A 24,769-nucleotide genomic window follows, 5' to 3' on the forward strand; every position below is an offset into this window, starting at 1 on the left:
CCTTAGGTTTATGTTTAGGTCCACCCTAACCAGTCGGCGTAGAACATACTTACACCCGCGACCGCGAACATTGCGGTCAGCAGCCAAAAACGAATAACCACTGTGGTTTCGGCCCATCCACCATTTTCAAAGTGGTGATGAATAGGAGCCATCCGGAATGGCCTTTTCCCTGTGGAACGGAAGCTCACCACCTGAATGACGACAGAAATAGTTTCAGCTACAAACAATGCACCAATGACAATCATCAGCAGCTCTGTCCGTGAAGTCACTGACAAGCCAGCGACAAGTCCACCCAACGCCAAGGAACCGGTATCGCCCATGAAGATTTTTGCCGGAGCTGCATTCCACCACAAAAAGCCAAGACATGCACCCAATCCGCAGGCGGCCATAATAGATAAATCCAAAGGATCACGTACTTGGTAACATGCCACTGAGGCGTTGGATGCGCACGAATTTCTGAATTGCCAAAAAGTCATGATGGAATACGCAGCCATCACGATCGCCGTCGTCCCCGCGGCCAGACCATCGAGGCCATCGGTCAGATTCACCGCGTTAGACCAGGCAGTCACCAAAAAATAGATGAACGCTAGAAATATGATCGTTCCGATGACGGCCCCACCGATGGCGACATCAAAGGTGTCAATATCACGAACGAACGATAACTTTGTCGATGCAGGTTTTAACCCATGTTCATCGCCAAACATGAGACAGAGCACACCAAAACCGATCGCTAGGACCGCTTGACCAATAAGTTTCCCTTTTTTATTTAAGCCAAGATTTCTCGCTTTGACTAATTTAATGTAGTCGTCCAAAAAGCCTAGGAACCCCATCCCGACCGTCAACCCAAGAATCAATAACCCCGATGCGGTCGGCATGTAACTCAAGCGTGTGAAAGCAGAAGCTAGATGTGCAAGGAAATAACCACCGACGACAGCAACAATAATGGCGATGCCGCCCATCGTAGGAGTTCCTCGTTTACGTAGATGAGACCTCGGACCTTCCTCGCGGATCTCTTGCCCCAGACCTTCGTCAGAAAAGCGACGAATCAAGATTGGAGTAAAAAGGATGGAAATTATAAAAGAAACGGCACCGCCGATGATAATATGAATCACTATTTTCCGTTCCTTTCATCCACGCCAGACAAGAGACCTTCTGCGACTCTCCATAACCCATCCGAGTATGACGCTTTAATGAGCACAACGTCCCTGGGACGGACCGAGGACCACACGCTATCGATAGCAGCATCGACATCATCCACGTGGGTTACTTTTACTCCGGAATCTGCAGCACCATGAGCAAGCGCCTGTTGATTAACCCCGTTTCCGACGACCACGACATGACTCACATGATGACGCCCGAGTTCTTGACCAATCAGATAGTGTTCATCAATCGCCGATGCGCCTAACTCACCCATTTGCCCCAATACCGCACATGCTTGGGCATCGCTCCGCGCGGCAGTTGTTGAGGCCAATGCTGCAAGTCCTGCTCGCATTGAGTCGGGATTGGCGTTGTATGAGTCATTGATGATCGTGACACCATCACAGCGCGTGCGAACATCCATTCTATGTGCACTTGCTGCCGTATGTTGGGAGAGAGCCTTCGCAACCTCATCGACCGACATTCCGACAGCAAAACCGACTGCTGCAGCAGCCAACGCATTGGGAACTTGATGTTCTCCGTGCACTTTGAGGTGAACTCGGGCCGATGCATTGTGGGCACCTATGAGGGTAAATGACGCGCGAGCAGAAGCATCCAGTTCAACTCGAGTCGCAGAGACATCAATCTCGTCATCCGTCTCGGTATCGACGTGGTCCTCAGCGATCACTGAAAACCTCATCACCCGAGCTCGTGTCCGAGAAGCCATGTCGGCGACCAATGGGTCATCAACGTTAAGGATTGCGACTCCCCCGTCCTCAGCGGAGGGAAGGGATTCAACAAGCTCCCCCTTAGCCTCGGCAATCGCTTCGCGAGAACCAAACTCGCCCACATGAGCGGTACCGACATTAAGGACCGCGCCGATTACTGGCGGAGCAATCCGCGCTAAATGGCTAATATGTCCCCGACCACGAGCACTCATCTCTGCAACAAGGTATTGAGTCGATTCTGTACATCGCAACGCTGTATAAGGATGGCCAATCTCGTTATTGAAAGAACCAGGGGGGGCAACGGTCTCACCTTGGGTTCGAAGGATGGTCGCAATCATGTCCTTCGTCGATGTTTTTCCGGCGGAACCTGTAACTCCAATAACACGCAAGTCGTGGTGGTTAACTAGTTCGGTCACCGTGTAACGCGCAAGGCGGCCGAGCGCCGTCAATGCTGCTTCACCTTCACCATCACAGTCGTGGTCCAACGCCATCGCATTGGTAACAATATGGTCGACACGGGGAATGATGACGGCTGGTAGCCCCATGTCTCGTGATAGGAGAGCAAGAGTAGCCCCATCTTTTATCGCCTGAGCCGCAAAATCGTGCCCATTGACTCGGGCACCCGGCAGCGCCAAGAAGATTGAGCCAGAAGTGATCTTCCTGGAATCGAACTCGACGGGCCCAGGTATCACCGTGTCGGGATCAATATTGACGAGGTATCCCCCAGTAATGTCTGCGAGATGCCCCGCCGTAATGGGGATCATTCTTGGCTACCTCTTTCACTACGCCGGTACATGTATTGATACATAATTAGTTGGTTTTCTCCACCGAGTTTTTGAGTTTATCGTCGATCCAGCGGCGCGTTTCGACACGATCATCAAATGGATAGGTGATACCACCAATCAGCTGGCCTGTTTCATGCCCTTTTCCGGCGATAATAACGGCATCGCCTGGCTGGGCCCACTGGATCGCTGCTCGAATGGCTTCTCGACGATCACCAATCTCGCGAACGACTGGCGATTGACGATTATCGGTTGATCCTTCACAAACCCCGGTCTTCCCCTGGTCGAGAACACCGCGCACGCCTGCTACAACCTGTTGGCGTATCGACTCGGGATCCTCGGACCGAGGATTGTCGTCGGTGACGATAACAAGATCACTCCGCATAGCTGCTTCACGCCCCATAACAGGACGCTTCGAGTCATCTCGGTCTCCCCCTGCGCCAATTACGATCGCAATCCGCCCACGCACGTGGCCCCGTAACGTGTCTAATACTGCTGCGATCGCGCCAGGTTTGTGGGCGTAATCAACCACAGCCATAAAATCTTGACCACGGTCAACGCGCTCGAGGCGGCCCGGCACAGTGACTGTAGACAGCCCCGCAATGGCATCCATAGGATCCATACCGACTTTCACAAGTAGTCCGATCGCAACCAAGGCATTGGCGATGTTGAAACGACCTGGCATTGGTATGTGAAGAGCCACGCTATCGACACCGAATCCGTGGATTTCTGCTGTTTGAATCCCACTATCGAGCACCAGCGATCGACCAGCCCATGCATCCGGCTGAATCCCTGACTCATTGGCCCCGATATCAGTGTCGTGCTGCTGGGCATTGTCAATCTCTGAGCACCCTGTTGTCGCAACTGTCACCGGTTGTGGAAGGATCGAAGCTAAGCGTTGCCCCCAGTGATCATCGATACAGATGACCGCCGCATCAGCATGTAACGGAGAATCCTGAACGAACAGACGGGTCTTTGTCTGGAAATAGTCCTCTATCGTCGGATGAAAATCGAGATGGTCCTGAGAAAGGTTCGTGAAACCCGCGACAGAAAAGTGGGTTCCTGCGACACGTCCCAAAGAAATAGCATGACTGGAGACCTCCATCACGACATGGGAAACCCCGTGTTTCTTCATCCGCGCGAATAACGCTTGAAGGTTCGGAGCTTCGGGTGTCGTCAACGTCGAGGGAATCTTTTCCCCGTTAATGCGTGTCCCGGTCGTTCCGATAAGACCCGTCGATATACCTTGACGGAGAAGGGCAGACTCAACCATGTAACTAACCGTGGTTTTTCCCGCTGTCCCAGTAATGCCGATGACAGTCAGATCATGAGACGGATGGCCATATACTGCGGATGACACCGGTCCCAACACGGAGCGAACATCATCGACGATGATCAGGGGTAGGTCATCGCGGGTAATCTTCTCGATGCCGTCGTGATCGGTTAGTACGGCCGCAGCGGGAGAAGCATCCGCAAATTGGGCACCATGAACATGGAGTCCTGGAACCCCGGCAAACAATCCCCCCGCTGGCAGTGCCTGCGCATTGAGCCCAATGTCGCTAATGGTGAGCCCTGGGTTGTGGGCTCGGATTAGTCGGCCACCGGCGATTTCCGCAAGCTCTTCCAGCGTTGCCATGACAATCTCCTTGTTTAAGTCCTAGACGGGAAATAGTGAGTGAGACGTGGTGTGTCTCCTCGGGGAGGAACTGCAGTTAACCCGCTTGTAGTAAGAGGGTGTCACCGGGTTCTCTGGACGGAGGGATGTTATATCGATCGAGCGCCCACGAGGCAATGTCATGGAATAGTGGAGCAGCCGACTGCCCACCTTCACCATGGACACCCCGATCCGGGTTGTTCAGCATAATGGCGACGACAAAGCGCGGATCGTCGGCGGGAGCTATTCCTGCGAACGTAATCCAGTATTTCGAGTTCGAATAGGCCCCAGTTTTCGGATCTACCTGTTGGGCGGTGCCTGTTTTACCCGCTACTTGGTAACCATCAATTGCAGCTCCCGGCCCTGTTCCTTGCTGGTTACCACCAGCTTTCTGAACAACACCACGGAACATGTTGCGTACAGTTTTGGCGGTCTGTGCACTCACGACCCTGGTTTCGTCTGGTGTGTTTGTCGACACCTCATGACCGTCAGAGGATTTAATGGTCTTGACTATACGTGGTTGAACGCGCACACCATCGTTTGCGATGGTTTGGTAGATACTTGCCATTTGCAAAAGTGAAGTGGAAAAACCCTGTCCAATCGGGAGGTTAGCGAATGTACCACCCGCCCATTGGGATCGGGCAGGAATGAATCCACTAGTTTCGTTAGGAAGCTCAATTCCTGTTGCCTGTCCAATGCCAAATTTCTTGAGATAGTCGTTGAACGCATCCGGGCCTACCCTCTGTGCCAACATTAGGGTTCCGACATTGGACGACTTACTGAAAACACCCGTGGTGGTGTACGGGGTTACCCCATGCTCCCATGCATCTTTCACGGTGACACCCGAGTCGTTAATCGATCCGGGAACATGAAGAACCTCGTCAGGCGTTGTCTTCTTGTCTTCGATGGATGCAGCAGCAGTAATGACCTTGCCCACCGAACCTGGTTCGAATGGGTTGCTTACGGTTCTGTCCCCAAACTGTCGACCTTCTTTTAGCTGCTTTTCAATATCCCCATTAGGATCAATTGTCCCGGTTGTTGCAAGGGATAACACCTGTCCAGTCTTCGCATCGAGTACAACGGCGCTGGCATCCTCCGCACCAGAGTGGGTCTTTGCCTGTTCAAGGCTCTGCTGAACATAGGTCTGCATATCGTTATCAAGCGTGAGCTGATAGCTATCGCCATCAACAGCGGGGTGCTCATCCCGCCGAGAACCCGGGATGGCCATCCCTTGAGCAGCAATATCAACGGTATAGCTACCATTTGTTCCTTGAAGATCCGAATCTTGCGAAAGTTCAAGTCCGAATTGACCTGATCCATCCTGACTGATCTTCCCTAAAATGTTCTCGCCAATGGCGCCGTTGGGGTACTGGCGTACGTCTTGTCGTTCAGCCGTAATCTCAGGGTATTTTTTAACGATCTTTTGTGCCTTGTCGGGATCAACATTACGTACCAGAACGGAATATTTATCTCCCGAGGTCAGTTTCTTTTTAATGTCCTCGGGTTTGACGTCGTCTTTGCCCTTATCCCCGACCATTGTGGGAAGTTTTTTAGCGATGTCTTTAATCCGCTGATCAGGCTCTGGATATTCATCGGGGTCAATTTCATGTCTTTTTTCCATGAACGCACGTAGGGTGTTCGGATGGACGGACAGCAACGACGATTCCATCGTGTAGGCAAGATCACGTCCATTGATATCCGTAATAGTTCCACGTCGAGCTGGTTCTGCGATTTTAACTCGACGCTGCTCTTGCGCCTGTGATGAAAGGTTCGGCCCAATGATGAGTTGAACCCATACCAGCCGCATGACCAGGACAATTAAGAGGAAGATAATGATGGCTCGGAGAAGGTTGAGGCGGCGCATAGCCGCCTTCGCTCCGGTGATCAGTGAGGTCCCGGATAAGGTCTCTCGCAGTGGGGCGTCAGCAGGCTTGCTCTTATAGCGGTCACGGGGACGACGAGATGAACTATTACTCATGGAGTCTCCAGTCCCCTTGTCATGCGTTATCAACCTGCTCACCGCGTATCGCCTACAACCTACTGCCACCAACTGGCGGGCCGTGTTCCGGAACGTCATTTCCGGAGTTCTTCACGAAATAGTACACAAGCTTTCCACCGCCCCAGATACGTCTCGCCCCTTACAGCACATCTGCACAGTTCATGTGTTCATTATCGGGGCGGTGACAATTGCCTATGGTGCGGCCATGGGCGCATTCGGAGCAGGTACCGGGACGGGATTTTCTGCTGAATGCCCGGGGACGGAGGGGTGGTCTGTTCGAGGACCAATTCCTTCCGGCCGGCCAGCCGGACTATTCCCGTTCGGGCCTGGCCGGTGACTGTCGGTGTCCTGGTACGGTGCTAGCTGAACAGGCCGGCCAGTATCATGTCGCAAGACGTCGATAGGTGCTGCTGTACCGGGTATTCTTTTTGTCTTCTTGGGATCTGAGGACGCTTGAGCTTTCGGTGCAGATCCACTGTTGATGTCGAGCACATCGTGAGTCTTCGAAGGGGTCGCTGCCCTGTTTTCTACAGTAGATCCGTCCGGGTTTACCGTCATGATTCCAGGCTGATCAGGAACAACCATGCCGCTATGTGTGGCTTTTCGGGCAACTTCCGAATTGGAGCTCGCATTTTTCACATCTCGGTGTAATGCTTCCAGTTCGTTATCAAGGGTGGTTTTTTTATCTTTCGCTTTTTGTATGGAGAACGACTGCTGGGTAGTCACGCCTGAGAGGTACATCGTGACTCCGACACCGATACCAATCATGAGGATACAAACAATAATAAATTGAATGGTTGTCCTTTTGACCCGGTGTTCTTCTGATACGACGCGGCGCCCACGGACTGAAATAACTTGACGCGAGCCCATCCGTTTTGCTGCGCCACTCCTCCTTGCCGGTGAGCCAGTGGTGCCCACTCGACGGGAACGAGATGGTCGTTCAGTCTTGTGTTGGGCTGGGATATTTTGAGTCACTGATCGTGTCGCACACTCTGCCGTGTCGACGTCATAGCCCTGTGCTGCCTGGTGAGCTGGTGATTCAGCCCTTGTCAAGGTAGTCATCGTTCTCCTTCGACGTCTTTACGGTGTGGAATGGTGTGTATTTCGAGAGGATTGATCTGAGGTTTCTCGAGATCCCGGGAAATGGGCGCGTCGCCCCTTGTGATCTAGATACCCATCCGCCGATCCAGTAGCTGTTGACGATTTACTGCCCGGCGGCGAACTAGATCGCGAGTCCACGGTTCGTTCTATCGCGCGGACACGAACGGAATGTGCCCGTGGATTCACCTTCTGTTCGCGCTCATCAGCCTTTTCTGAGCCTCGCGTCACGAGACGGAAATCAGGAGCACTGTCAGGAAGATCAATAGGTAGTCCAGGGGGAGTTTTCGACACCGTCAGAGCGGCGAACTCCTTTTTCACAATCTTGTCCTCAAGGCTTTGGTAGCTCATAAAGACTGCGCGCCCACCTGTGCGAAGACATGCGCAGGCTTTCGGAATCACGCCACGCAAGGCATCAAGTTCCGCGTTAACTTCGATACGCAGTGCCTGGAAAGTCCTTTTCGCTGGATGACCTCCATGTCGTCGAGCAGATGCCGGAATTGTTGTGTAGATCAGGTCAACGAGCCGTTGCGAGGTGGACCATGGTTCTTTTTCCCGTTCGCGAATGATTGCGGTTGCGAGAGGCCCCGCAAAACGCTCATCACCATAGGTTTTAAGGATTCGTGCCAACTCACCATGACTATAGGTATTGAGGATATCTGCCGCCGTCGTCCCCTTGGAAATATCCATCCTCATGTCTAACGGGCCATCATCACGGTAGGTGAATCCTCGATGAGTCTGATCTAGCTGCATCGATGACACACCTAAGTCAAAAAACGCCGCCGATAATCCGTGCCGACGAAAGGCATCAGCGAGGGGGTGCTCCACGGTCCCAAGCACATGCTCGAAATCATCGAATCGAGCGTGTAACGGAAGTAACCGATCGCGAAAACGTGATAACCGGTCCACGGTGCGGCTCAACTCGCGGCTGTCCCGGTCAACTCCAATAACCATTAATGAGGGGAAGCGTTCGAGAAAATACTCAGTGTGTCCACCTGCGCCAAGAGTTCCATCCAGGAGAATGGTCGGTGGCCCCGAGTCTCCGGGAGACATCCCAACGGCTGGGGAAATAAGTTCAGCCATTCGATCCCGCATCACGGGAACGTGGCCGTGTAGACCAGACTGACGGTCGGCCATTGTCCCCTCATTTCATCGTTGTGGGCTGAATAGTGGGTATTTCTGATCACCGCTGCGCAGAATAATCAGAGTTGGCGATGAGTCGGAATGTCGACAGGGCCCTACCCGCTCAGCGCCTGGTGTCGGGGAAGTACATCAGGATCCAAACGGGCAGAGGCCTGCACACATTCCTCACGCTCGCTGCATAATTTACGGTTGCCGGTTGCGAGAACACTGAACCTGCACGACGAGTCTCCTAAAGGAACTCCATAAAAGCGGTATCGTCACCGTTTGCGTAGCTCTCTTCATGCTCGGCTTGGTACTGGCTCCACGACTCCGCATCCCAAATCTCCACGAAGTCGACCGACCCAATTACGACACATTCTTTACTTAACCCCGCATAACGGCGATGGTCAGGCGAGATAGTGATTCGCCCATGACCGTCGACGGATTGCTCATCCGCACTAGCCGCGAGGTTACGCACAAATGCACGCGCTTCCGGATTGGTCCGAGATGCAGAAGCAGCTTTCCGGGCACGTTCAAGAAAAACCTCCCTGGGGTAGATAGCTAAGGAGTGGTCTTGCCCCTTCGTCACCATCAACCCGTCTGCTAACTCATCACGAAACTTCGCCGGAAGAGTCAAGCGTCCCTTGTCGTCCATTTTGGGGGTAAAAGTACCGAAGAACATTCCCTTCGGACTCCTTCCCTCAACACCGACGACAGGCATCCAGTCAATTGTGGTGCCGCAGCTAGCTTCGGAAGCTAACAGCGACGGTTGTCTACAGCATTAGCGTGACGAACATACCGTGTCCGCCAGCCTCTCCCACTTTAACCCACTTCGCCCCACAACGCACCATCAGCACCATGCTTTCAGCAAATCTTTAGCTTTCTTTTATTTTTAGGTGGCAACTACGACGGCACCCCCTAGCAGAGTGTGTCAGCTTCCCCCACAACGATCTGCACCTATAAGAAAACCTTTACAGAAAGTAAAGAATTATCACGCCTAGCCTGGGGTGCCACTCCGCCCCTATCAATTGAAGCGAAATGGCTACCAGCTCCGATTAATGCAGCTACCATACAGCCAGAAAAATATGTCACTCGCGACACAATATGCCCCAATAGGCATACAGATTCCACGTAAGGATGGATAATCCGTCTAGACGATCACATCAGTGGGGCAAAGTGGGAGATGAGTCGTCAGCCACCCAAAAATAATTGCTGCATGAGTACCTTTTGGGCGAAGTCTAAGCCAGCCAACCAGGAACACTGTGGCAATGAAGACGCATCACAGCCACTAGGTCTCCACAAAAATTGATAGTCAAGCCCCAAGCAACTCACCCGAAACGAGGACTTGCAAAAACTCACCGTTACTCAACCGAGTGGATGACAACCAGGCTGCAAAAACGTGCCAGTTACATACAGCCACAATGATTACCTCAACCAGCACCGCCACGGCCGACGCCCCTCATGGAGCCGGCCACCATCAGGAAAACCTCTACCGCATAGCACACGCCTATACAGACTTAATTCGACGTCCGTCAGATCAACGCTCAAAACGTCGACGGAAGTTCTCCTCCATGCCACCCGATTGCTTGACCTGGGAAGAGTAATGACCGCTCCATGCACTCTTCGTTCCCCTCCCAGACACCCCATTCGCTCGAGCTATAGAGATGACATGCCTCCCCCGCAGACAAATCACACCAGCGCCAAACATTACCAAGAATCCTGCGACAGACATCGCCACAAACCATAAGCTGATCTGAGACAGGGCCATACCACCGACGAGTAAAGCAAGGCCAAGAATGAGTAGAGCAACGACTTTAACAGCAACACCGCCACCCTGGATCGACCCTACATTTTTACCAAAATCAGGATCTTCCTGATACAGAGCATTCTCAATCTCATCGAGAGTACGCTGCTCTTGCTCCGAGAGGGCCACAACTCCTCCATTTTCTGCGAAAATACTGTTCTCCACCCCTGACAACGTTACAGGGGCGATAACAGTTCCATATACTCCCTCAGCATACTCGCAACACTCCCCATCCCCACCTCCACCAGGGGTAATACAATCCCCACCCCGTGGGCGCATTCTAGATTATCGCACCTCATCCTCTATGCCACGCAAGGAACCCACGCGTAGCGATCATTGACAAAAGTACGAAACTCCAATACATGGTGCTCAAAACATTCCAGATCGTCGAGACTCAACGAGGGGGACAACCCCATCCTAATGCGCTCCTTTACGGGCGAATATGGACGAAAAATATCAGCCCATGCCCCATATTGCCCTCCGCATCGAGCGAGCAATGTCCACGCATCGCCCCTGAGTTTCCTCTTCCGCCGAGACATAACGTCTTCAATCACCGCTCCAGCAAGACGAAGAGCAGCATAATACGAGTTTTGGAAACGCTGCTCTATCTCGCGCTGGCCAAGGTTGTTCGGGCGATTCGCTAGCAAGGCATCCGCTTTCCTCAAAAAACTCACCGTTGCCTCATTTATCATCTTTCACTCCCCTACTCATGAACCACAACTTTCCTTGACCAGCTGACGCCTCGCACACTACAGGTCACGTCGGACAATGGATCCGATCCAACCATTAAATTCGATCATAAGTTTGATTAGAAAGGCGTGGCAGACCAGTACACCTTCCCCCGTATCGCCACACACTTTGCCATCACATGGTTTCATTAAAGAATGCCCATCGCCTTTACAACGTTGACCTCCCCACAGTTTCGTCAACGTGTACCCGAATTGGTCTCCATTTACATACGAGCAATGGGCTACAGCTCAACAATCTCCGGTGCACGACAATCCGCATGGACTACCCACTCACGTTACCTAGGTTTTCATGCTGTCGCTGCCATCGACTATTCCGCGGGCAAAAAACCTGATCCAAGGGATCCCGAACAACCAATCCGAGGCTTTGCCTACGGTTACCGAGGTGGCGACGGACAATGGTGGAATACACAAGTGAAGGCAGCACTCAGGTCCGCTGGAGCCCCCACACACGTACAAAGTCAGCTTTTAGCAAATTACACCGAACTGGCAGAAATCCACGTGGAGCCGTCGTGGCAAAGCAGTGGATTGGGGCACTATTTGCTCACAACTTTTGCTAGCAACCTCACAAGTCAGAAGCTTCTTCTTTCCACCCCGGAAGTAGCCTGCGAAAATAACCATGCTTTCCATCTCTACCGACGGCTCGGCTTCACTGATATCGTACGAAACATGCATTTCCCTGGTGATCCCAGGCCATTCGCAATCCTCGGTAGCTGCCTTCCTCTCAATGGAGACAACTCCTCATTGATTTAGCCGTAATACAAGCGCAGAATCAGCGTTAATAGCCCATGGTAACGCCGAGGCAGATACTTTCCTGCACGCGATCAGGTTATCGGATCGCATCATGACCACGATCAGGACCCCACGCAGGAGCCATCCCAAGGTTGTGGAGTACTTCCTGTGTCGCTCGAGCAAAGTTTAGCGTCATAAAGTGCAGATCAGGGACCCCCTCACTGATAAGGCGCTCCGCCATCGCTGTGGTATGAGCTATACCGATCTTCCGAATTTCATGCTTGACGTGGGGATCCGCAGAATTCCCTGCCGAGGCAGCTTTTTCAAGGTGTTCTTCGAGCTTCGACGGAATCCGACATCCAGCAAGCTCTCGCTGTCGCCGTAGTGACCTCAGGGAAGTGATCGGCATCAACCCCGGGATGACAGGTTTGCAACCATGGACAGAGTCGGCCGCGGCAAGGCGATCACGAAGCCGGAGATAGTAGTCAACGTCAAAAAACATCTGGGTGATGGAGTAACTCGCTCCTGCCCGAAGTTTCGCAATAGTGTAAGCAGTATCCGCATCGACGTCCCGCGCTCGATAATGCTTATCAGGAAATGAGGCGATTCCAATTTCAAATTGTTGCTGAGTGTCACATTTTTTGATGAGCTCGATCAACTCGATGGCATGATCCAGACCACCGTCAGTCTTCACCCATTCACCAGTGGGATCACCCGGCGGGTCCCCCCGCAATGCCAAGATGTTGGTCAACCCACAATCTTGATAACTCGCAATAATCTCTCTCAACTCAGCAGCAGTGTGCTGCACCAGCGTGAGGTGAACCAAGGTCGTTAGCGGAGTATGTGCCAGCTCTTGTCCAATCCGGATAGTACGACCCCGGCTCGATCCTCCTGCCCCATATGTCACAGAAACAAAACTCGCACCAAGGTCATGGAATGTTGCCGCAGCATTCTTGAGTCGGTGTTCTGCGCCATCGTCTCTCGGAGGCATAAATTCCACAGAAAATGGCACAGGCCCTGGCGATGGCAAAGAAATAGCCTGGGTAACCGGGACTTGTTGATATACCGGCCAATCCGAATGATGTGTCAGCGCGTGCGCCGAACGAGGCGAGAACATACCTAGGTATCTTAGAAAAAGAAAGGTGCAGCAAGTGGTAAAACTCTCAGATGGTGCCCCTACACCATTGTCAAGGATGGTTCTCCCAATCCCCCACACGACTTGTAGTTTTATCGTGCCGCACGTGACCTGCCCAATCCCTGCATGTGAGTTGTGAGTGAGTTCGCTACTGTGACTGATCAATCAGCTGTTTGTTCTTCGTTGCCACGTTCCCTTGATGAGATCCCCCAGTGTGTGGTGACACATCTTCATAATTTTTTCTCCAGTCGACATCCCGCTATGCATAAGATTTCTCCGGTAGCCGAGGAAGCACTGACAGTACTCACTAATTTTACGATGACTGGCGGCAAACGAATCCGCCCAACTTTTGCCTGGTTAGGGTGGGTAGGTGCCAAGCAATTAACTTTTGAGGAATCAGTAGTACACCCAGATGCTCATGCGGTCATGCATGCCGTGTCGTCGCTCGAGTTATTACAGTCCTGTGCGCTTATTCATGATGACATCATCGACTCCTCAGCCACTCGACGTGGGATGCCGACAGTTCACGAACAATTTAAGCTTTTGCATTCTGCTCAGGCATGGCACGGACATGGTGAAAGTTATGGGCATTCCGTCGCAATCCTCATCGGAGATCTAGCATTGAGCTGGGCAGATGACATGTTTGTTGAGGCTGGGTTGTCAGCAGATCAACGTGATCGTGCGTGGTTACCGTGGCGGGAAATGCGGACTGAGGTTGTGTGTGGACAGATTATGGATGTCACAGCTGAGGCGCAAGCTGATGGTTCCTTACTCACGGCGGATCGGGTGAATCGATATAAGACTGCGGCGTACACCGTTGAGCGTCCGCTTCATATAGGCGCTGCTCTGGCGGGGGCTTCCGAGAAGACAGTGACGGCATTGCGAACGTTTGGCCGTGATCTGGGAGTGGCTTTTCAGCTGAGGGATGATGAGTTGGGGGTATTCGGTGATCCAGAAGTCACCGGGAAGCCCTCAGGGGATGACTTGCGGGAAGGTAAACGTACGACGCTGCTAGCGTTGGCTTTAGAGAATACCTCAGAGTCAGATCGTGCCGAATTGGAATCTGGTTTGGGACGGCCGTTGACTGAGGTTGAGGTTGATCGCCTCCGTGGGATTATTCGGAAGTCCGGTGCCTATGAACAGGTTCAGGCACGTATCGATGATTTGGTTTCGTCTGCGGTGGGTTCGCTAGCGCATGCAGACTTGTCGGAGGATGCTAAGCGCGCGTTGACGACGATGGCGAAAACCTCGACGGAGCGCCGCAGATGAGGACTCGTTACCCTTCTATTCCCGTAGTTACGCCTCGACAGTCGGTACGGGGAAAAACCGACCGGGTTGTTGTGGTTGGCGCTGGCCTGTCTGGTTTAGTCGTAGCGGTCCTACTGGCTGCTTCTGGGAGGTCCGTGACGGTAGTCGAACGGCAGGGACATGTGGGAGGTCGGGCGGCAACTGAAACGATCTCGACGTTTTTGGGCAATGTTCGCGTCGATACAGGGGCGACTGTGGTAACCATGCCATGGCTCATTGATGAGGTCCTTGCCTCTGTGGGGATGTCAGTGAATGATATCGCTCCTGATTTTGTGTATAGGCGGCTCGATCCTGCCTATCATGCGATATTTTCCTCAGGACGACATTTTAACGTGTTTGCTGATAATGGTGAGAGCGGCGGAAAGTCTCAACAATCAGACGGTGAAGTTCGCCGATTCGTGAGCGACAAATATAGTTGTCCAGAACAGCCTCTGGGGCGAGTCGCAGATGGTCAGCTCACTGATGCGCTCGTCAACGACGTTCGACGATACCGTGCGTGGGCACAATCGATGTTCGAGGCAAGTTTTTCACATTTGATGAGCGCTGATTTTGACTCACCACTGGATCTTATTCGCACACAGGAATCAGCGCGAAGTCTGGTACGTGTGTTGCGTCTCCGAGGTCTGGGATCTCTGGGCAGTGCTGTGCAGCGCTACATCCGAGACGACGAACTTCGGCGGGTGTTTTCATTCCAGGCCTTGTATGCAGGGGTGCCTCCCAGGAAGGCCCGTGCTGTCTACTCAACGATTTCCCACATGGACACAGGATTGGGTGTGTTTTACCCCACGTTGGGTCCACATGGGTCTGGTGTCGGTGCGCTGTGTGACATACTCGCGGCTGCGTTGCAGCGGGCTGGAGGCACAATCATGCTAGGAACGCGAGCGAGTGCATTGCATCACACAGCCAACCGGATCGATACCGTAGTGACTGATCAGGGCGTTTTACATGCTGATGTTGTCGTCGCCACCTGTGATATCCCTGAACTCAATCTTCTATCTGGCCGCCCGAATCGACGACGGTTGCGATGGTCACCATCGGCCTTCGTCATGCATGGTGCGGTTCCTCGTGAGGTTGCCCGGCAGTGGCCCGGGGGGCACCACACCATGTCATTTGGACAAGCCTGGGATCAGACATTCACTGAGATTACGGCACCTCGTGGCCGTGGCCGTCTAATGTCAGATCCATCGTTATTGATCACTCGCCCCGCCTGTTCGGCACCAGACCGCGTCTCGGTAGGTTCATCGCAGGTCGAGATTGAGCCAGTCAGCATTTTAGCTCCTTGCCCAAATCTCGAATCTGCTCCTATTGATTGGGAATTGTTGAGTCCTCACTACCAAGAAGATCTCTTGACTGTGGCGGACAATCGCGGTTTTTCAGGCATCAAGGATTACTTCGCCATTGGACGTGTCGATACACCGGCGGACTGGGCTGATCTAGGCATGGGCGCAGGAACACCATTTTCTCCCGCCCATCTTTTTCGACAAACTGGCCCATTTCGGCCGCGAAATTTTCCGCTTCGGCAATTCTCTAATCTTATTTATGCCGGCTCTAGCACGACACCCGGGGTCGGAGTGCCCACTGTTATTCTTTCTGGAGCACTAGCAGCTGCCCGAGTAACGCGAGGTGACCGTCGATGAGCGTCCTCCCCCCTATCACCCCTCTGAGGCGACCGTTGTGTCTGGGAACATTCGCATCATTCTTGCTCATGGTGTCCTCCTGGAGCTCGGGCGCCCAACGCACGCGCGGCGGGATCGTCAGGTATCTCAACCTGGACTGGATCATGTACGGGCATATCAAAGGAATTGGGTTCGTCCTGTCGTGGATAGGGTTGGGGCTGCTGTTGTATTCCTGGTGTGTCTGGGGGCGGATCGTCTATCACACGAGCCCAGGTGTCCGTGAGTCAGTGATGACATTGGTGGCGTGGATAACGCCGCTACTTTTCGCGTCACCGATGTATTCGCGCGACGTATATTCTTATCTTGTCCAAGGGGCGATGGTTCGTGATGGCTTCGACCCTTACAAGGATGGCGCTGCTGTTAACCCTGGCCCCATGCTGCTTGAGGTGAGCCCGGACTGGCGTAATACTACAACCCCCTATGGTCCTCTTCATTTGTGGATTGGTGATGGCATCACATCTCTAGTCGGCTCCAACATCACCATCGGTGTTTTTCTCTATAAATTCATCTCGATGGCGGGGTATGCCGCGATAGCATGGGCAATTGTTTCTATATCCCGACACATCGGTGGGAGTCCCACTGAGGCCCTTTGGCTCGGGGTTGCGAACCCTCTCGTGTTCCTCCACCTCGTTGGCGGTATGCACAATGAATCCGTAATGGTGGCATTTTCGTGCGTGGGATTAGTGTTTGCGCTACGTCGCCGACCGCTATGGGGCGCGCTGTTTATTGGCATTGGTTTCTCTCTGAAAGCAACCGCACTCGTCGCGCTCCCATTCCTGGTCTGGATTGCGATGCGAAATCAGGGAATTACTGCATCCGCCTCGTCGCTATGCTCTCCTCGTCAAACAGTAAAATCTCTGCGGCGAGCGATTCTGTCATTCCTGTTTTATGGGACGACATCGCTGACGATCGTCTGTTCTGTCCTCACCGCAATCACCTACATGTCAGGAAGCTCGTGGGGGTGGGTCTCACAGCTCAGCGGAAACACAAAAGTCATTAATCTCCTGGCACTGCCCAGCCTTTTGGCCCAGTTCACCGCAGCGTTCGCAGCGTCGTTCTTCCCTGGTGCAACATTCAATTCCGTACTGAGTACCTACCGAAGTGTCTCCATGGGCGTCATGGGTATTCTCCTGGTCATCGTCTGGTGGCGTTTCCGACAAACACCGCGACGTGCCATTGAGGGGGCAGCGTGGGCATACCTCATTACCTGCATCTTTAATGCTGTTACGTTGCCCTGGTACTACGCTGCCGGTGCTGTCTTAGTCGGCACCTTCCGCCCATCGCCACGGATCACGCACTTCACGGTGATTGCATCACTCGTTGTAGCAGGATCGTTCACTGGCTCCGGTAATAACTGGCTCTACAGGTGGTCGTGGATGTGGATCGTGATCACGATTGCGTTCATGCTGTATTTCGGTGCGTTTCGAGGCAGTGAGGATGGCAACGACACATCCAGGAGTGCCACAGTGGACACGACCTCACGATAGTGCGATGCCGCCGATGGACATCACACTATCGTGTGAGTGAATATTTAGAACCCCATTGCTTGAGCGCGCCGCATAACCTCACGTGCTAAATGGCCATGAAGTGCATCGATCGGCCGTCCTGGCAGGCTGTCGTCATTGCTAAAAAGGTACGCGAGAATTTCTTCGTTGGAGTAGCCCCCATCAGCCAGCAGAGCGATGACACCCGGAACGTGTTTGTTGACGGTCACACGGCGGCCGGGTTCAGGGAAACCGGCGTCGTTGAGCCCGTTGAAAAAGCGGGCCGGGATCTGTCGCTGTTTATCACGGTCAACCGCAATAAGCTGACCTTTATTGATAAGATCTTTGACTCGACTGACGGGTTGGTGGAGATAGTCAGCTGCCTCCGCGATGGGGAGAACATGTTCGCTGGCGGATAGGACATCGGGAGTTCCTGCGTTACTCTTCACGGTTTATACCGTAGCCGACAATCCCGAGTAATTTGGTGAGTGGAAAACAGCGGGCCGACTCGCAGGCTGAGAGAGGAATAAGACCACGTGCCTACATTGACCCATGGAGATATGCTTGACCGCCGTTATCGCGTGCAATCACTCATTGCTCGTGGCGGCATGGCGGCGATTTATCGTGGCGTTGATGAGCGGTTAGATCGGCCAGTAGCACTCAAAGTTCTCGATGATCGTTTCGCACACAACGATCAATTTCGTGCCCGTTTTGAACGTGAAGCACGGGCTGCGGCTCGGTTGTCTCATCCATCGTTGGTCAATGTGTTCGATCAAGGCGATGACGGTACACATGTCTTTCTGGCAATGGAGCTTGTCGATGGCGGGACGTTACGTGAGCTCTTGCGTGAACGGGGTCCCATGCCCCCACATGCAGCGACAGCGGTCATGGAGCCTGTATTGATTGCTCTGGGTCTTGCCCATTCCGCGGGACTGATTCACCGTGATGTCAAGCCCGAAAATATTCTTATTAGCGACACTCACCAAGTGAAACTGGCCGATTTTGGTCTTGTTCGCGCAACGGCTGAGTCGTCCTTGACCTCGACATCGGTAATGATGGGCACTGTTGCCTATCTGTCCCCGGAACAAGTGCGCGGTGGGCACATCGATGGTCGGAGCGATGTCTATTCGGCGGGGATTGTCCTGTATGAACTTCTTACTGGAGCAACTCCTTTTCGCGGTGATACGTCTTTGGCGACAGCATATATGCGACTTGATCGGCGGGTGCCTCCCCCGTCGGAAGCTATCGATGGCATTCCCGCGGAATTTGACAACCTCATTTCTCAGGCTACTGCACTATCTCCTGAGGAGCGGTTTGCCAATGGGTCGGAATTTCGGTCAGCGCTCATGCGTGTCGCGGACCGTCTCACCCTGCCGCTGTCGTCATTCCGTGTGCCAGTGCCGATCGATTCAGCTTCGCATCGTTCCCTCGAAACGGCTCGCAGGGCTGAGTTGTCGCGTGCGGCGGCCGACGAGGATACTGTTTCCCTCTCCACTGCGACGCGGGTCGAATCCAATAATGATGATGCTCAGGCCGCCACAGCAACCATTCAGACTGCTGGAGCGCCGTATGGTCAAAATTACACGGCTGCTGGTCCGACCGCAGTGTTGTTTCCCGACAACGGTGAGGGCCGTACATCGGCAGGTGTGTCGTCATCGTCGCCGACAAGCCACCATGCCACGCCACCAACTGATCGACCCCAGGTGAGTAATCATTCCCGCCTGGGATGTGCGCTGTGGGCGGTTGCCGCCTTCATCCTCGTCGCTGCCATTAGTGTGGGCGCTTGGTGGTTAGGTTCTGGCCGATACGGTGAAATTCCCTCGGTTACCGGTGCGGATGTATCAATCGCTCATCGGGACATCACTGAAGCGGGTTTTGAGGTCACAGACAAAAAGGAATACTCGAATACTGTCCCATCAGATAAGGTCTCACAATCTTCACCTCATGAGGGAAGTCGAGTATCAAAAGGGACCACAGTGACGCTGACGGTCTCTGCAGGCCGCCCCACTGTTCCGGACATCCCTCCTACTAGGTCTGTGGACACTTACACTCGCGTGCTGTCCCAACGAACCCTGTCTACTGGGGAGACAAGAACTGACTACTCGTCGGATATTCCTGAAGGACAAATAGTCTCGGTGTCCCCCGCCCCAGGCAGCACAGTCGATGTACGTTCATCGGTAACTCTCACTGTGAGTAAAGGCCCGAAGCCAGTCAGTATCCCTGATGTCATAGGTAAAACCGAACACGACGCACGACGTGAGTTGGAAAAAGCAGGTTTGCACATTGGGGATGTGGCCATAGACAGTTCTGTACCTGATCGTCGATCCAGAGGAAAGGTGACTCGCACAGAGCCCGGTGCCGGCACGGAGGTTAATGAGGGTTCCACTATCAACCTATTTGTTGCACCTGACGTTGCAGTACCGCAGTTGATGGGGTCAACGGTGAAGAGCGCCCGGGCAAAAGCTGGTAAAGCTGGTCTGAAAATTGATGCCGGCAACGCCAAGGATGGTGACCGTGTCATCGTTCAAAACCCCCTGCCTGGTTCCTCCGCTCGACGCGGAGCTGTTGTCACCGTTAAAACAGTGAACACCCTCTAGTGTTGGATGACGAAGGATTTCTGCGTGCCTCCACAGCAAGCCCATTCCTCTATTTCCGTGTCTTCTCTCATGTCTGACCCGGATTCCCCTGCCCTACTTTCGTCGGCACCAGACTGCCCTGCTACTACTGCAGGAGGGCCGAGGGGGCAAGGCCAGCAACGATGGAGCAGATGCACAGTCGCTGCTGCTGTGTCCCTCACCATCCTGTTTATTCTGAGCAGGGGATTCATGTGGTGGGTTGATCATCACATCGATAGTTATTGGATGATCGGAACGCCTGTCGATTATTATTTTGAAGGTCTTGAGCGCCCGGACTCTGGGGCTATGCAGGAATACCCGGTACCTGTCATGTGGCTGGTATCCGTATTAAAGTGGCTGACCACTGTTTTTTCGTGGACCGATAAATCCACACTATCCATGTGGATGTTGCTGGTCATTGACGGAGGGTTCTTCGCGTGGTTAACCGGTACACGCCGCTGGTGGGGCGGAGTGTTCTGGGTACTTTTCGGCCTTCTCTTTGGTCCACTCCTGTGGACCCGGTGGGACATTATTCCCGCTATTTTAGTTGCGGCGACTCTTGTCGCCATGGCCCGGCACCCACGAATTGCGGGCATCCTTTTAGGGTGCGCAACAATGATTAAGCTGTGGCCTGCCGTGCTCGGCACTGTGCTAGTCGGCTGGTGGAAAAGCCGCCTCACCTGGAAGCGCTTATTCTCATTCGGTATCACGTGCGTCATCATTCTCGTATTGTCAATCTGGGATTATGGTTTCCATCGAATCACTTCGGTGTTCAACTACCAGAATGATCGCGGTCTACAGATTGAATCCATTCCCGCGACTGGGGTGATGTGGGCCGCGCATTATGGCGACCAAACATTCAGAATTGCGTATGCCACGTCGCAGTCATTCGAGATCTTTGGACCCACTGTGCCCCGGTGGGAAACATTATCGATGGTCCTCACCATCATCATGTTTGTGAGCTGTATCGTTCTGTGTTTTTCTGGTTTGTGTGGTAATTCCGGTTTCCGTCGTGTTCTCCTCAACAGGAGGAAAGTTTCCACGATAGGAACACACCATCAGATATGTGTTCACGAGAACACCACGGATAATGGATGGTCAGCCAGCCGTTCAGCATGGCTAGCTCTCCTCATCATTGGCGCCGTGGTGATATCGAACAAGGTTTTGTCCACCCAGTATGTGGTGTGGTGGGCGGCACCTCTTGCAGTCTGTCTTGACTCCGTTTATGGCAGTCCTGCGTCGGCAAGCAAACGATCTGCGTTCCTGCTCCGGATTGCAGGCATCCTTATGCTGTGTGTCGCAGGTTTATCGCAGTGGATGTATCCGTTCTCTTATGATGCTCTGATAAGTAACTCCCCCAGTCCCTCTGTCAACATCTTGGTTGCTCGAAATGTGACCATCCTCGTGACGTTTTTCTTGCTCCTCGCTGGCTTTATAAGTGAGCCTACGGTACGACTTCTGCGTCTGAGAGACCTTTCAGACGCCTGTCACCGCCATCCCAGCGGTAGAGGTTGGATCAACGCCAGTCAATCACGGCTTAGTACCTACGCCCTCGCTAGCGGGGTGTACGCGGTCGTACAAGTCATCGTCGCCGCCACGTTGTCATACAATGCAACACTCACCCGCTCCTCGTTGTCACGCGCCATTACCTCATGGGATTCTAGGTGGTTCACGCGGATTGCGGAATATGGTTATCGCGGTGGTGAGATGATAGATGGACAGCCGCCGGAGTACCACACCGTCGCCTTTCTACCAGGGACACCGTGGCTCCTACGATGTACGCATGCGATGACCGGCCTCAGCTGGACAACGTCTGCGTTGCTCATGAACACCATCCTTGGTGTAACAGCAGCGTGCGTTCTCACCGAAATTGTTCGACATTTCACCTCGTCACAACTTGCCGTCGTTCTTGCCGTCGCTGTATTTGCGGGATTCCCAATGTCGGTGACATTTATCATGGCATATTCCGAGGCGCTCTTCTCTCTATGCACATTCCTCTTCATTACCGGATTTGTGAAACAGAATTTCCCGCTCGCAGCCATAGGTGTCTTTCTCGCATGCTTGGTCCGGGTCACCGGGTATGACCTTGCCATCGCCTTTGCGTTTGGTGTTCTGATTCAACACCGGAAAGACATACGGGCATGGGTCTCCGTGATTCTCGCCCCACTCGGCGGGCTAGTGTATCTGGCGTGGGCAAGCTGGCTCACACGCGACATTGGCGGATACTTTGCTGTTCAAAAAGCAGGTTGGGGAACCCAGTTCGACTTCGGCACAACGACGCTACATGATCTACCGCGACAGCTTTTCGCAACACCCGGGGTCGTCCCACTATGGGGATCCCTCGCGATTCTGGGCACAGGCACTCTCATCGGACTTGGTGGTGCGCGCCGAGCCCCTCTTGTCATGTGGCTCAGTGGTACAGGACTAGGCCTGAGCGTGATTCTGTCGTCCGGATACTTCCATTCGCGGCCACGCCTTCTTCTCATGGCGGGCGTCCTTCTCACCGTCAGCGTGATTCTGACCACAGTTCATCGATGGCCGATCATAACGACAGGTTACGCCATTGCCACGATATGGGTAGGTGCCTGGTTATCGGCATACATGCTGACGCAATGGAATTACGCCATCTAGAGGTGCACATGGCATGTCCCTCGAGATCGATCGTTATTAGTTACGCAACATCTCCGCCACAAGGAACGCCAACTCTAGTGACTGTTGCGTATTCAAACGAGGATCACACGCGGAAGCATAACGCCCAGGCAAATCCACATCAGTGAGGTCTTGTGCTCCACCTACACACTCAGTGACATCTTCACCAGTCAATTCAATGTGAATACCACCAGGGTGAGAACCTATCGCGCGGTGTACTTCGAAGAAACCTTGAACTTCGTCGATAACACGATCAAAATCACGGGTTTTATACCCATTGGAGCTTGTGAACGTGTTGCCGTGCATAGGGTCGCACTGCCAAATCACTTTTCGGCCAGTTTTTTCAACGGCGTCAACAATCGGTGGCAGTACCGATCGGATCTTGTCGTATCCCATGCGCGAGACCAACGTGAGACGCCCTGGCCGACCCTTGTATCCTTTGACATATCCTGGCGCATCGTCTGGCACCTCGGGGTCAAGCTTGTTGACGTAGGCAACTGCCTCCTCGGGTGTTGTTGTCGGCCCAATCTTGAGGCCAACTGGATTCGCTATCAAGGCAGCAAGGTTGACATGGAAGTCGTCTATACCGCGGGTTCGTTCACCAATCCACACTTCATGCGCTGAAAGGTCATAGAGCACTGTCTCTCCAGCGGAATCCTTACCCAGCCGCAGCATGGCGCGTTCGTAGTCCACGACAAGAGCTTCGTGTGAGCAATAAATCTCTGCAGTATGCAGATTGGAGTCCGACACTTTACACGCTTCCATAAAGCGCAAGCCGTGCTCGATTTCAGAAGCGAGGGCTTCATACCGCGCTCCAGCAGGTGACATCTGCACAAACTCACGGTTCCATTCATGCAATTTGTGCAAGTCTGCTGTCCCGGAGGTTGTCAGTGAGCGCACAAGGTTCATCGCTGCGGCCGCATTAGCGTAGGCCCGAATCATGCGAGCGGGGTCATGACGGCGAGCTGCTTCGGTGGCTTCCACCCCATTCACCAAATCACCCCGGTAATTCAACAGGCCGTGGGCGTCGTAATCAGAACTCCGTGGCTTCGCATACTGACCTGCAATCCTCGCCATCTTGACGACCGGCATCGATGCACCATAAGTCAGGACGACAGCCATTTGCAGCAGGGTTTTTATGTTTGCGCGGATATGAGGTTCGGTGTTGGATTCGAACGTCTCGGCGCAGTCTCCCCCTTGCAGGAGGAAGGCTTCACCGAGGGCGACGTGTCGCATATGTTCCTGGAGCAGTCGGATTTCAGCGGCCACAACAATAGGGGGCACTGACTCCAAGATCTTCCGTACGTTGGAGGAGTCCCGTTCATCCCAACTGGGTTGTTGAAAGGCAGGGCGAGAAATAACGTCTTGGAATCGTTCTTCTAATCTACCTGGTAGTGGAGGTAGATCGGGTAAGTCATTTACGGGTAAATCAATTGTCCAGCTCACAGGGGCAAAGTCTAGCCTAGCTTGTCAACCAATATTGGAACTGCGCCAAACTCACCGGATGAGGCCATCCGTTGTTCTGGCTCATGGCTCCCCCACGGCAACATTGCCACACAGTCAGATGTTATTCTAAGTTCATCCCTGTTTTTTCCTTGAAAAGATGAGCACACACTTTAAATTTCGCAAGATTATGTCGAGCGTCAGCGAGAGCGTTATGCGCATTGTCGGGAATCGGTGGTAACGACGGTCGACCAATAAAGGTCCATATGTGCTTTAATTCCCTGGTAAATCGCGGGATATTCCTCGGTAAGTCTTGCATGATTCCCCACAACTGAACCAAGCAGATATGGTCATATGCGCCGACCCATGCCCATAAACGAGCATGCTGGTCGTCGCGGAAAAATTCCTCTAGGTCAGCGCGAATCGTAGACCTATTTTTCCACAAAGGCGACGATGGGTTCGGCAAATGAGACAAAACATGCTTTTTTACCCATGGGTTCGCACGAGACAGGTCAGCGTCGGTAGACACGGCGTAGTACTCGCGACCATCACTTGCAACAATGCCAATCGACACGAGGTCAATGGTCTGCCCATCTTCAATAAATTCGGTGTCGTAGAAGTAATCCATGGGTCAAGGTTAGTACGCGATTCGAGAAA

Annotated in this window: 18 protein-coding genes and 1 pseudogene; 6 read left to right on the forward strand and 13 right to left on the reverse strand. The window is 53.2% G+C overall.

The window, feature by feature from the left end:
* Positions 1–14: 14 nt before the first annotated feature.
* The 9 genes and pseudogenes from mraY to V5S80_RS07730 all read right to left on the reverse strand — a co-directional run bounded on the left by mraY (position 15) and on the right by V5S80_RS07730 (position 11,016).
* A complete protein-coding gene (gene mraY, locus V5S80_RS07690) occupies positions 15–1,112 on the reverse strand; it encodes a phospho-N-acetylmuramoyl-pentapeptide-transferase (protein ID WP_395170179.1) in 1,098 nt (365 codons plus the stop codon).
* Entirely contained in the window at positions 1,112–2,629 is a 1,518-nt protein-coding gene (gene murF / locus V5S80_RS07695) for a UDP-N-acetylmuramoyl-tripeptide--D-alanyl-D-alanine ligase (RefSeq protein ID WP_395170180.1), read from the reverse strand. Before murF ends, mraY begins: the two co-directional genes overlap by 1 nt.
* 46 nt (positions 2,630–2,675) lie before the next feature.
* Positions 2,676–4,283, reverse strand: coding sequence for a UDP-N-acetylmuramoyl-L-alanyl-D-glutamate--2,6-diaminopimelate ligase (locus tag V5S80_RS07700; protein WP_395170181.1), 1,608 nt, complete (start codon positions 4,281–4,283; stop codon positions 2,676–2,678).
* Between the two features lie 76 nt (positions 4,284–4,359).
* The gene (locus tag V5S80_RS07705) at positions 4,360–6,279 is read right to left on the reverse strand and encodes a peptidoglycan D,D-transpeptidase FtsI family protein (protein ID WP_395170182.1); all 1,920 of its coding nucleotides are present in this window, start codon (positions 6,277–6,279) and stop codon (positions 4,360–4,362) included.
* Positions 6,280–6,492: 213 nt separating this feature from the next.
* Positions 6,493–7,362, reverse strand: a complete 870-nt coding sequence (locus tag V5S80_RS07710) for a hypothetical protein (RefSeq protein WP_395170183.1) — start codon at positions 7,360–7,362, stop codon at positions 6,493–6,495.
* 171 nt (positions 7,363–7,533) lie between these two features.
* Positions 7,534–8,535: pseudogene (rsmH, locus tag V5S80_RS07715) on the reverse strand (16S rRNA (cytosine(1402)-N(4))-methyltransferase RsmH); the annotation flags it as partial.
* Positions 8,536–8,770: 235 nt separating this feature from the next.
* Positions 8,771–9,202 (reverse strand): division/cell wall cluster transcriptional repressor MraZ, encoded by a 432-nt coding sequence (mraZ, locus tag V5S80_RS07720; RefSeq protein WP_395170233.1) that lies wholly within the window; start codon positions 9,200–9,202, stop codon positions 8,771–8,773.
* Between the two features lie 855 nt (positions 9,203–10,057).
* Positions 10,058–10,603: a DUF3040 domain-containing protein gene (locus V5S80_RS07725; RefSeq protein ID WP_395170184.1), complete on the reverse strand. Its 546-nt coding sequence runs from the start codon at positions 10,601–10,603 to the stop codon at positions 10,058–10,060.
* A 23-nt stretch (positions 10,604–10,626) separates the two neighbouring features.
* The gene (locus tag V5S80_RS07730) at positions 10,627–11,016 is read right to left on the reverse strand and encodes an SAV_6107 family HEPN domain-containing protein (protein WP_395170185.1); all 390 of its coding nucleotides are present in this window, start codon (positions 11,014–11,016) and stop codon (positions 10,627–10,629) included.
* Positions 11,017–11,208: 192 nt separating this feature from the next.
* Here V5S80_RS07730 and V5S80_RS07735 point away from each other — a divergent pair, with 192 nt between their 5' ends.
* The gene (locus V5S80_RS07735) at positions 11,209–11,823 is read left to right on the forward strand and encodes a GNAT family N-acetyltransferase (protein ID WP_395170186.1); all 615 of its coding nucleotides are present in this window, start codon (positions 11,209–11,211) and stop codon (positions 11,821–11,823) included.
* Between the two features lie 76 nt (positions 11,824–11,899).
* Here the strand turns inward: V5S80_RS07735 and V5S80_RS07740 are convergent, their stop codons facing one another.
* A complete protein-coding gene (locus V5S80_RS07740; protein WP_395170187.1) occupies positions 11,900–12,919 on the reverse strand; it encodes a methylenetetrahydrofolate reductase in 1,020 nt (339 codons plus the stop codon).
* Between the two features lie 279 nt (positions 12,920–13,198).
* Here V5S80_RS07740 and V5S80_RS07745 point away from each other — a divergent pair, with 279 nt between their 5' ends.
* From V5S80_RS07745 to V5S80_RS07755, 3 genes are read left to right on the forward strand one after another with little or no spacing between them, the layout of a single operon-like run.
* Complete coding sequence (locus V5S80_RS07745; protein ID WP_395170188.1) at positions 13,199–14,206, forward strand: polyprenyl synthetase family protein; 1,008 nt, start codon at positions 13,199–13,201, stop codon at positions 14,204–14,206.
* The gene (crtI, locus tag V5S80_RS07750) at positions 14,203–15,882 is read left to right on the forward strand and encodes a phytoene desaturase family protein (protein WP_395170189.1); all 1,680 of its coding nucleotides are present in this window, start codon (positions 14,203–14,205) and stop codon (positions 15,880–15,882) included. The genes V5S80_RS07745 and crtI overlap by 4 nt, the downstream gene beginning before the upstream one ends.
* The gene (locus tag V5S80_RS07755) at positions 15,879–17,408 is read left to right on the forward strand and encodes an alpha-(1->6)-mannopyranosyltransferase A (RefSeq protein WP_395170190.1); all 1,530 of its coding nucleotides are present in this window, start codon (positions 15,879–15,881) and stop codon (positions 17,406–17,408) included. The genes crtI and V5S80_RS07755 overlap by 4 nt, the downstream gene beginning before the upstream one ends.
* Before the next feature lie 44 nt (positions 17,409–17,452).
* Here V5S80_RS07755 and V5S80_RS07760 read toward each other — a convergent pair whose 3' ends face one another.
* Positions 17,453–17,854, reverse strand: a complete 402-nt coding sequence (locus V5S80_RS07760; protein WP_395170191.1) for an Rv2175c family DNA-binding protein — start codon at positions 17,852–17,854, stop codon at positions 17,453–17,455.
* Positions 17,855–17,941: 87 nt separating this feature from the next.
* Here V5S80_RS07760 and pknB point away from each other — a divergent pair, with 87 nt between their 5' ends.
* Entirely contained in the window at positions 17,942–20,002 is a 2,061-nt protein-coding gene (gene pknB, locus V5S80_RS07765) for a Stk1 family PASTA domain-containing Ser/Thr kinase (RefSeq protein WP_395170192.1), read from the forward strand.
* Positions 20,003–20,026: 24 nt separating this feature from the next.
* On the forward strand, positions 20,027–22,651 hold the full coding sequence (locus V5S80_RS07770; protein WP_395170193.1) for a glycosyltransferase 87 family protein: 2,625 nt from the start codon (positions 20,027–20,029) through the stop codon (positions 22,649–22,651).
* 36 nt (positions 22,652–22,687) lie between these two features.
* On the opposite strand, the gene V5S80_RS07775 is transcribed toward V5S80_RS07770, so the two are convergent.
* Both V5S80_RS07775 and V5S80_RS07780 read right to left on the reverse strand, forming a co-directional pair.
* On the reverse strand, positions 22,688–24,115 hold the full coding sequence (locus tag V5S80_RS07775) for a class II 3-deoxy-7-phosphoheptulonate synthase (RefSeq protein ID WP_395170194.1): 1,428 nt from the start codon (positions 24,113–24,115) through the stop codon (positions 22,688–22,690).
* 121 nt (positions 24,116–24,236) lie between these two features.
* Positions 24,237–24,740 (reverse strand): polyadenylate-specific 3'-exoribonuclease AS, encoded by a 504-nt coding sequence (locus V5S80_RS07780; protein ID WP_395170195.1) that lies wholly within the window; start codon positions 24,738–24,740, stop codon positions 24,237–24,239.
* Positions 24,741–24,769 lie beyond the last annotated feature (29 nt).

This window comes from Corynebacterium sp. PCR 32, assembly GCF_037464985.1.
Lineage (GTDB): Bacteria > Actinomycetota > Actinomycetes > Mycobacteriales > Mycobacteriaceae > Corynebacterium > Corynebacterium kroppenstedtii_D.

What these genes read in the sequence shown, in the direction of transcription:
- murF (WP_395170180.1), bottom strand. Translation starts at nt 2,629, where the DNA reads ATGATCCCCATTACGGCGGGGCATCTCGCAGACATTACTGGGGGATAC.
- V5S80_RS07700 (WP_395170181.1), bottom strand. Translation starts at nt 4,283, where the DNA reads ATGGCAACGCTGGAAGAGCTTGCGGAAATCGCCGGTGGCCGACTAATC.
- V5S80_RS07705 (WP_395170182.1), bottom strand. Translation starts at nt 6,279, where the DNA reads ATGAGTAATAGTTCATCTCGTCGTCCCCGTGACCGCTATAAGAGCAAG.
- V5S80_RS07710 (WP_395170183.1), bottom strand. Translation starts at nt 7,362, where the DNA reads ATGACTACCTTGACAAGGGCTGAATCACCAGCTCACCAGGCAGCACAG.
- mraZ (WP_395170233.1), bottom strand. Translation starts at nt 9,202, where the DNA reads ATGTTCTTCGGTACTTTTACCCCCAAAATGGACGACAAGGGACGCTTG.
- V5S80_RS07725 (WP_395170184.1), bottom strand. Translation starts at nt 10,603, where the DNA reads ATGCGCCCACGGGGTGGGGATTGTATTACCCCTGGTGGAGGTGGGGAT.
- V5S80_RS07730 (WP_395170185.1), bottom strand. Translation starts at nt 11,016, where the DNA reads ATGATAAATGAGGCAACGGTGAGTTTTTTGAGGAAAGCGGATGCCTTG.
- V5S80_RS07735 (WP_395170186.1), top strand. Translation starts at nt 11,209, where the DNA reads ATGCCCATCGCCTTTACAACGTTGACCTCCCCACAGTTTCGTCAACGT.
- V5S80_RS07740 (WP_395170187.1), bottom strand. Translation starts at nt 12,919, where the DNA reads ATGTTCTCGCCTCGTTCGGCGCACGCGCTGACACATCATTCGGATTGG.
- V5S80_RS07745 (WP_395170188.1), top strand. Translation starts at nt 13,199, where the DNA reads ATGCATAAGATTTCTCCGGTAGCCGAGGAAGCACTGACAGTACTCACT.
- crtI (WP_395170189.1), top strand. Translation starts at nt 14,203, where the DNA reads ATGAGGACTCGTTACCCTTCTATTCCCGTAGTTACGCCTCGACAGTCG.
- V5S80_RS07755 (WP_395170190.1), top strand. Translation starts at nt 15,879, where the DNA reads ATGAGCGTCCTCCCCCCTATCACCCCTCTGAGGCGACCGTTGTGTCTG.
- V5S80_RS07780 (WP_395170195.1), bottom strand. Translation starts at nt 24,740, where the DNA reads ATGGATTACTTCTACGACACCGAATTTATTGAAGATGGGCAGACCATT.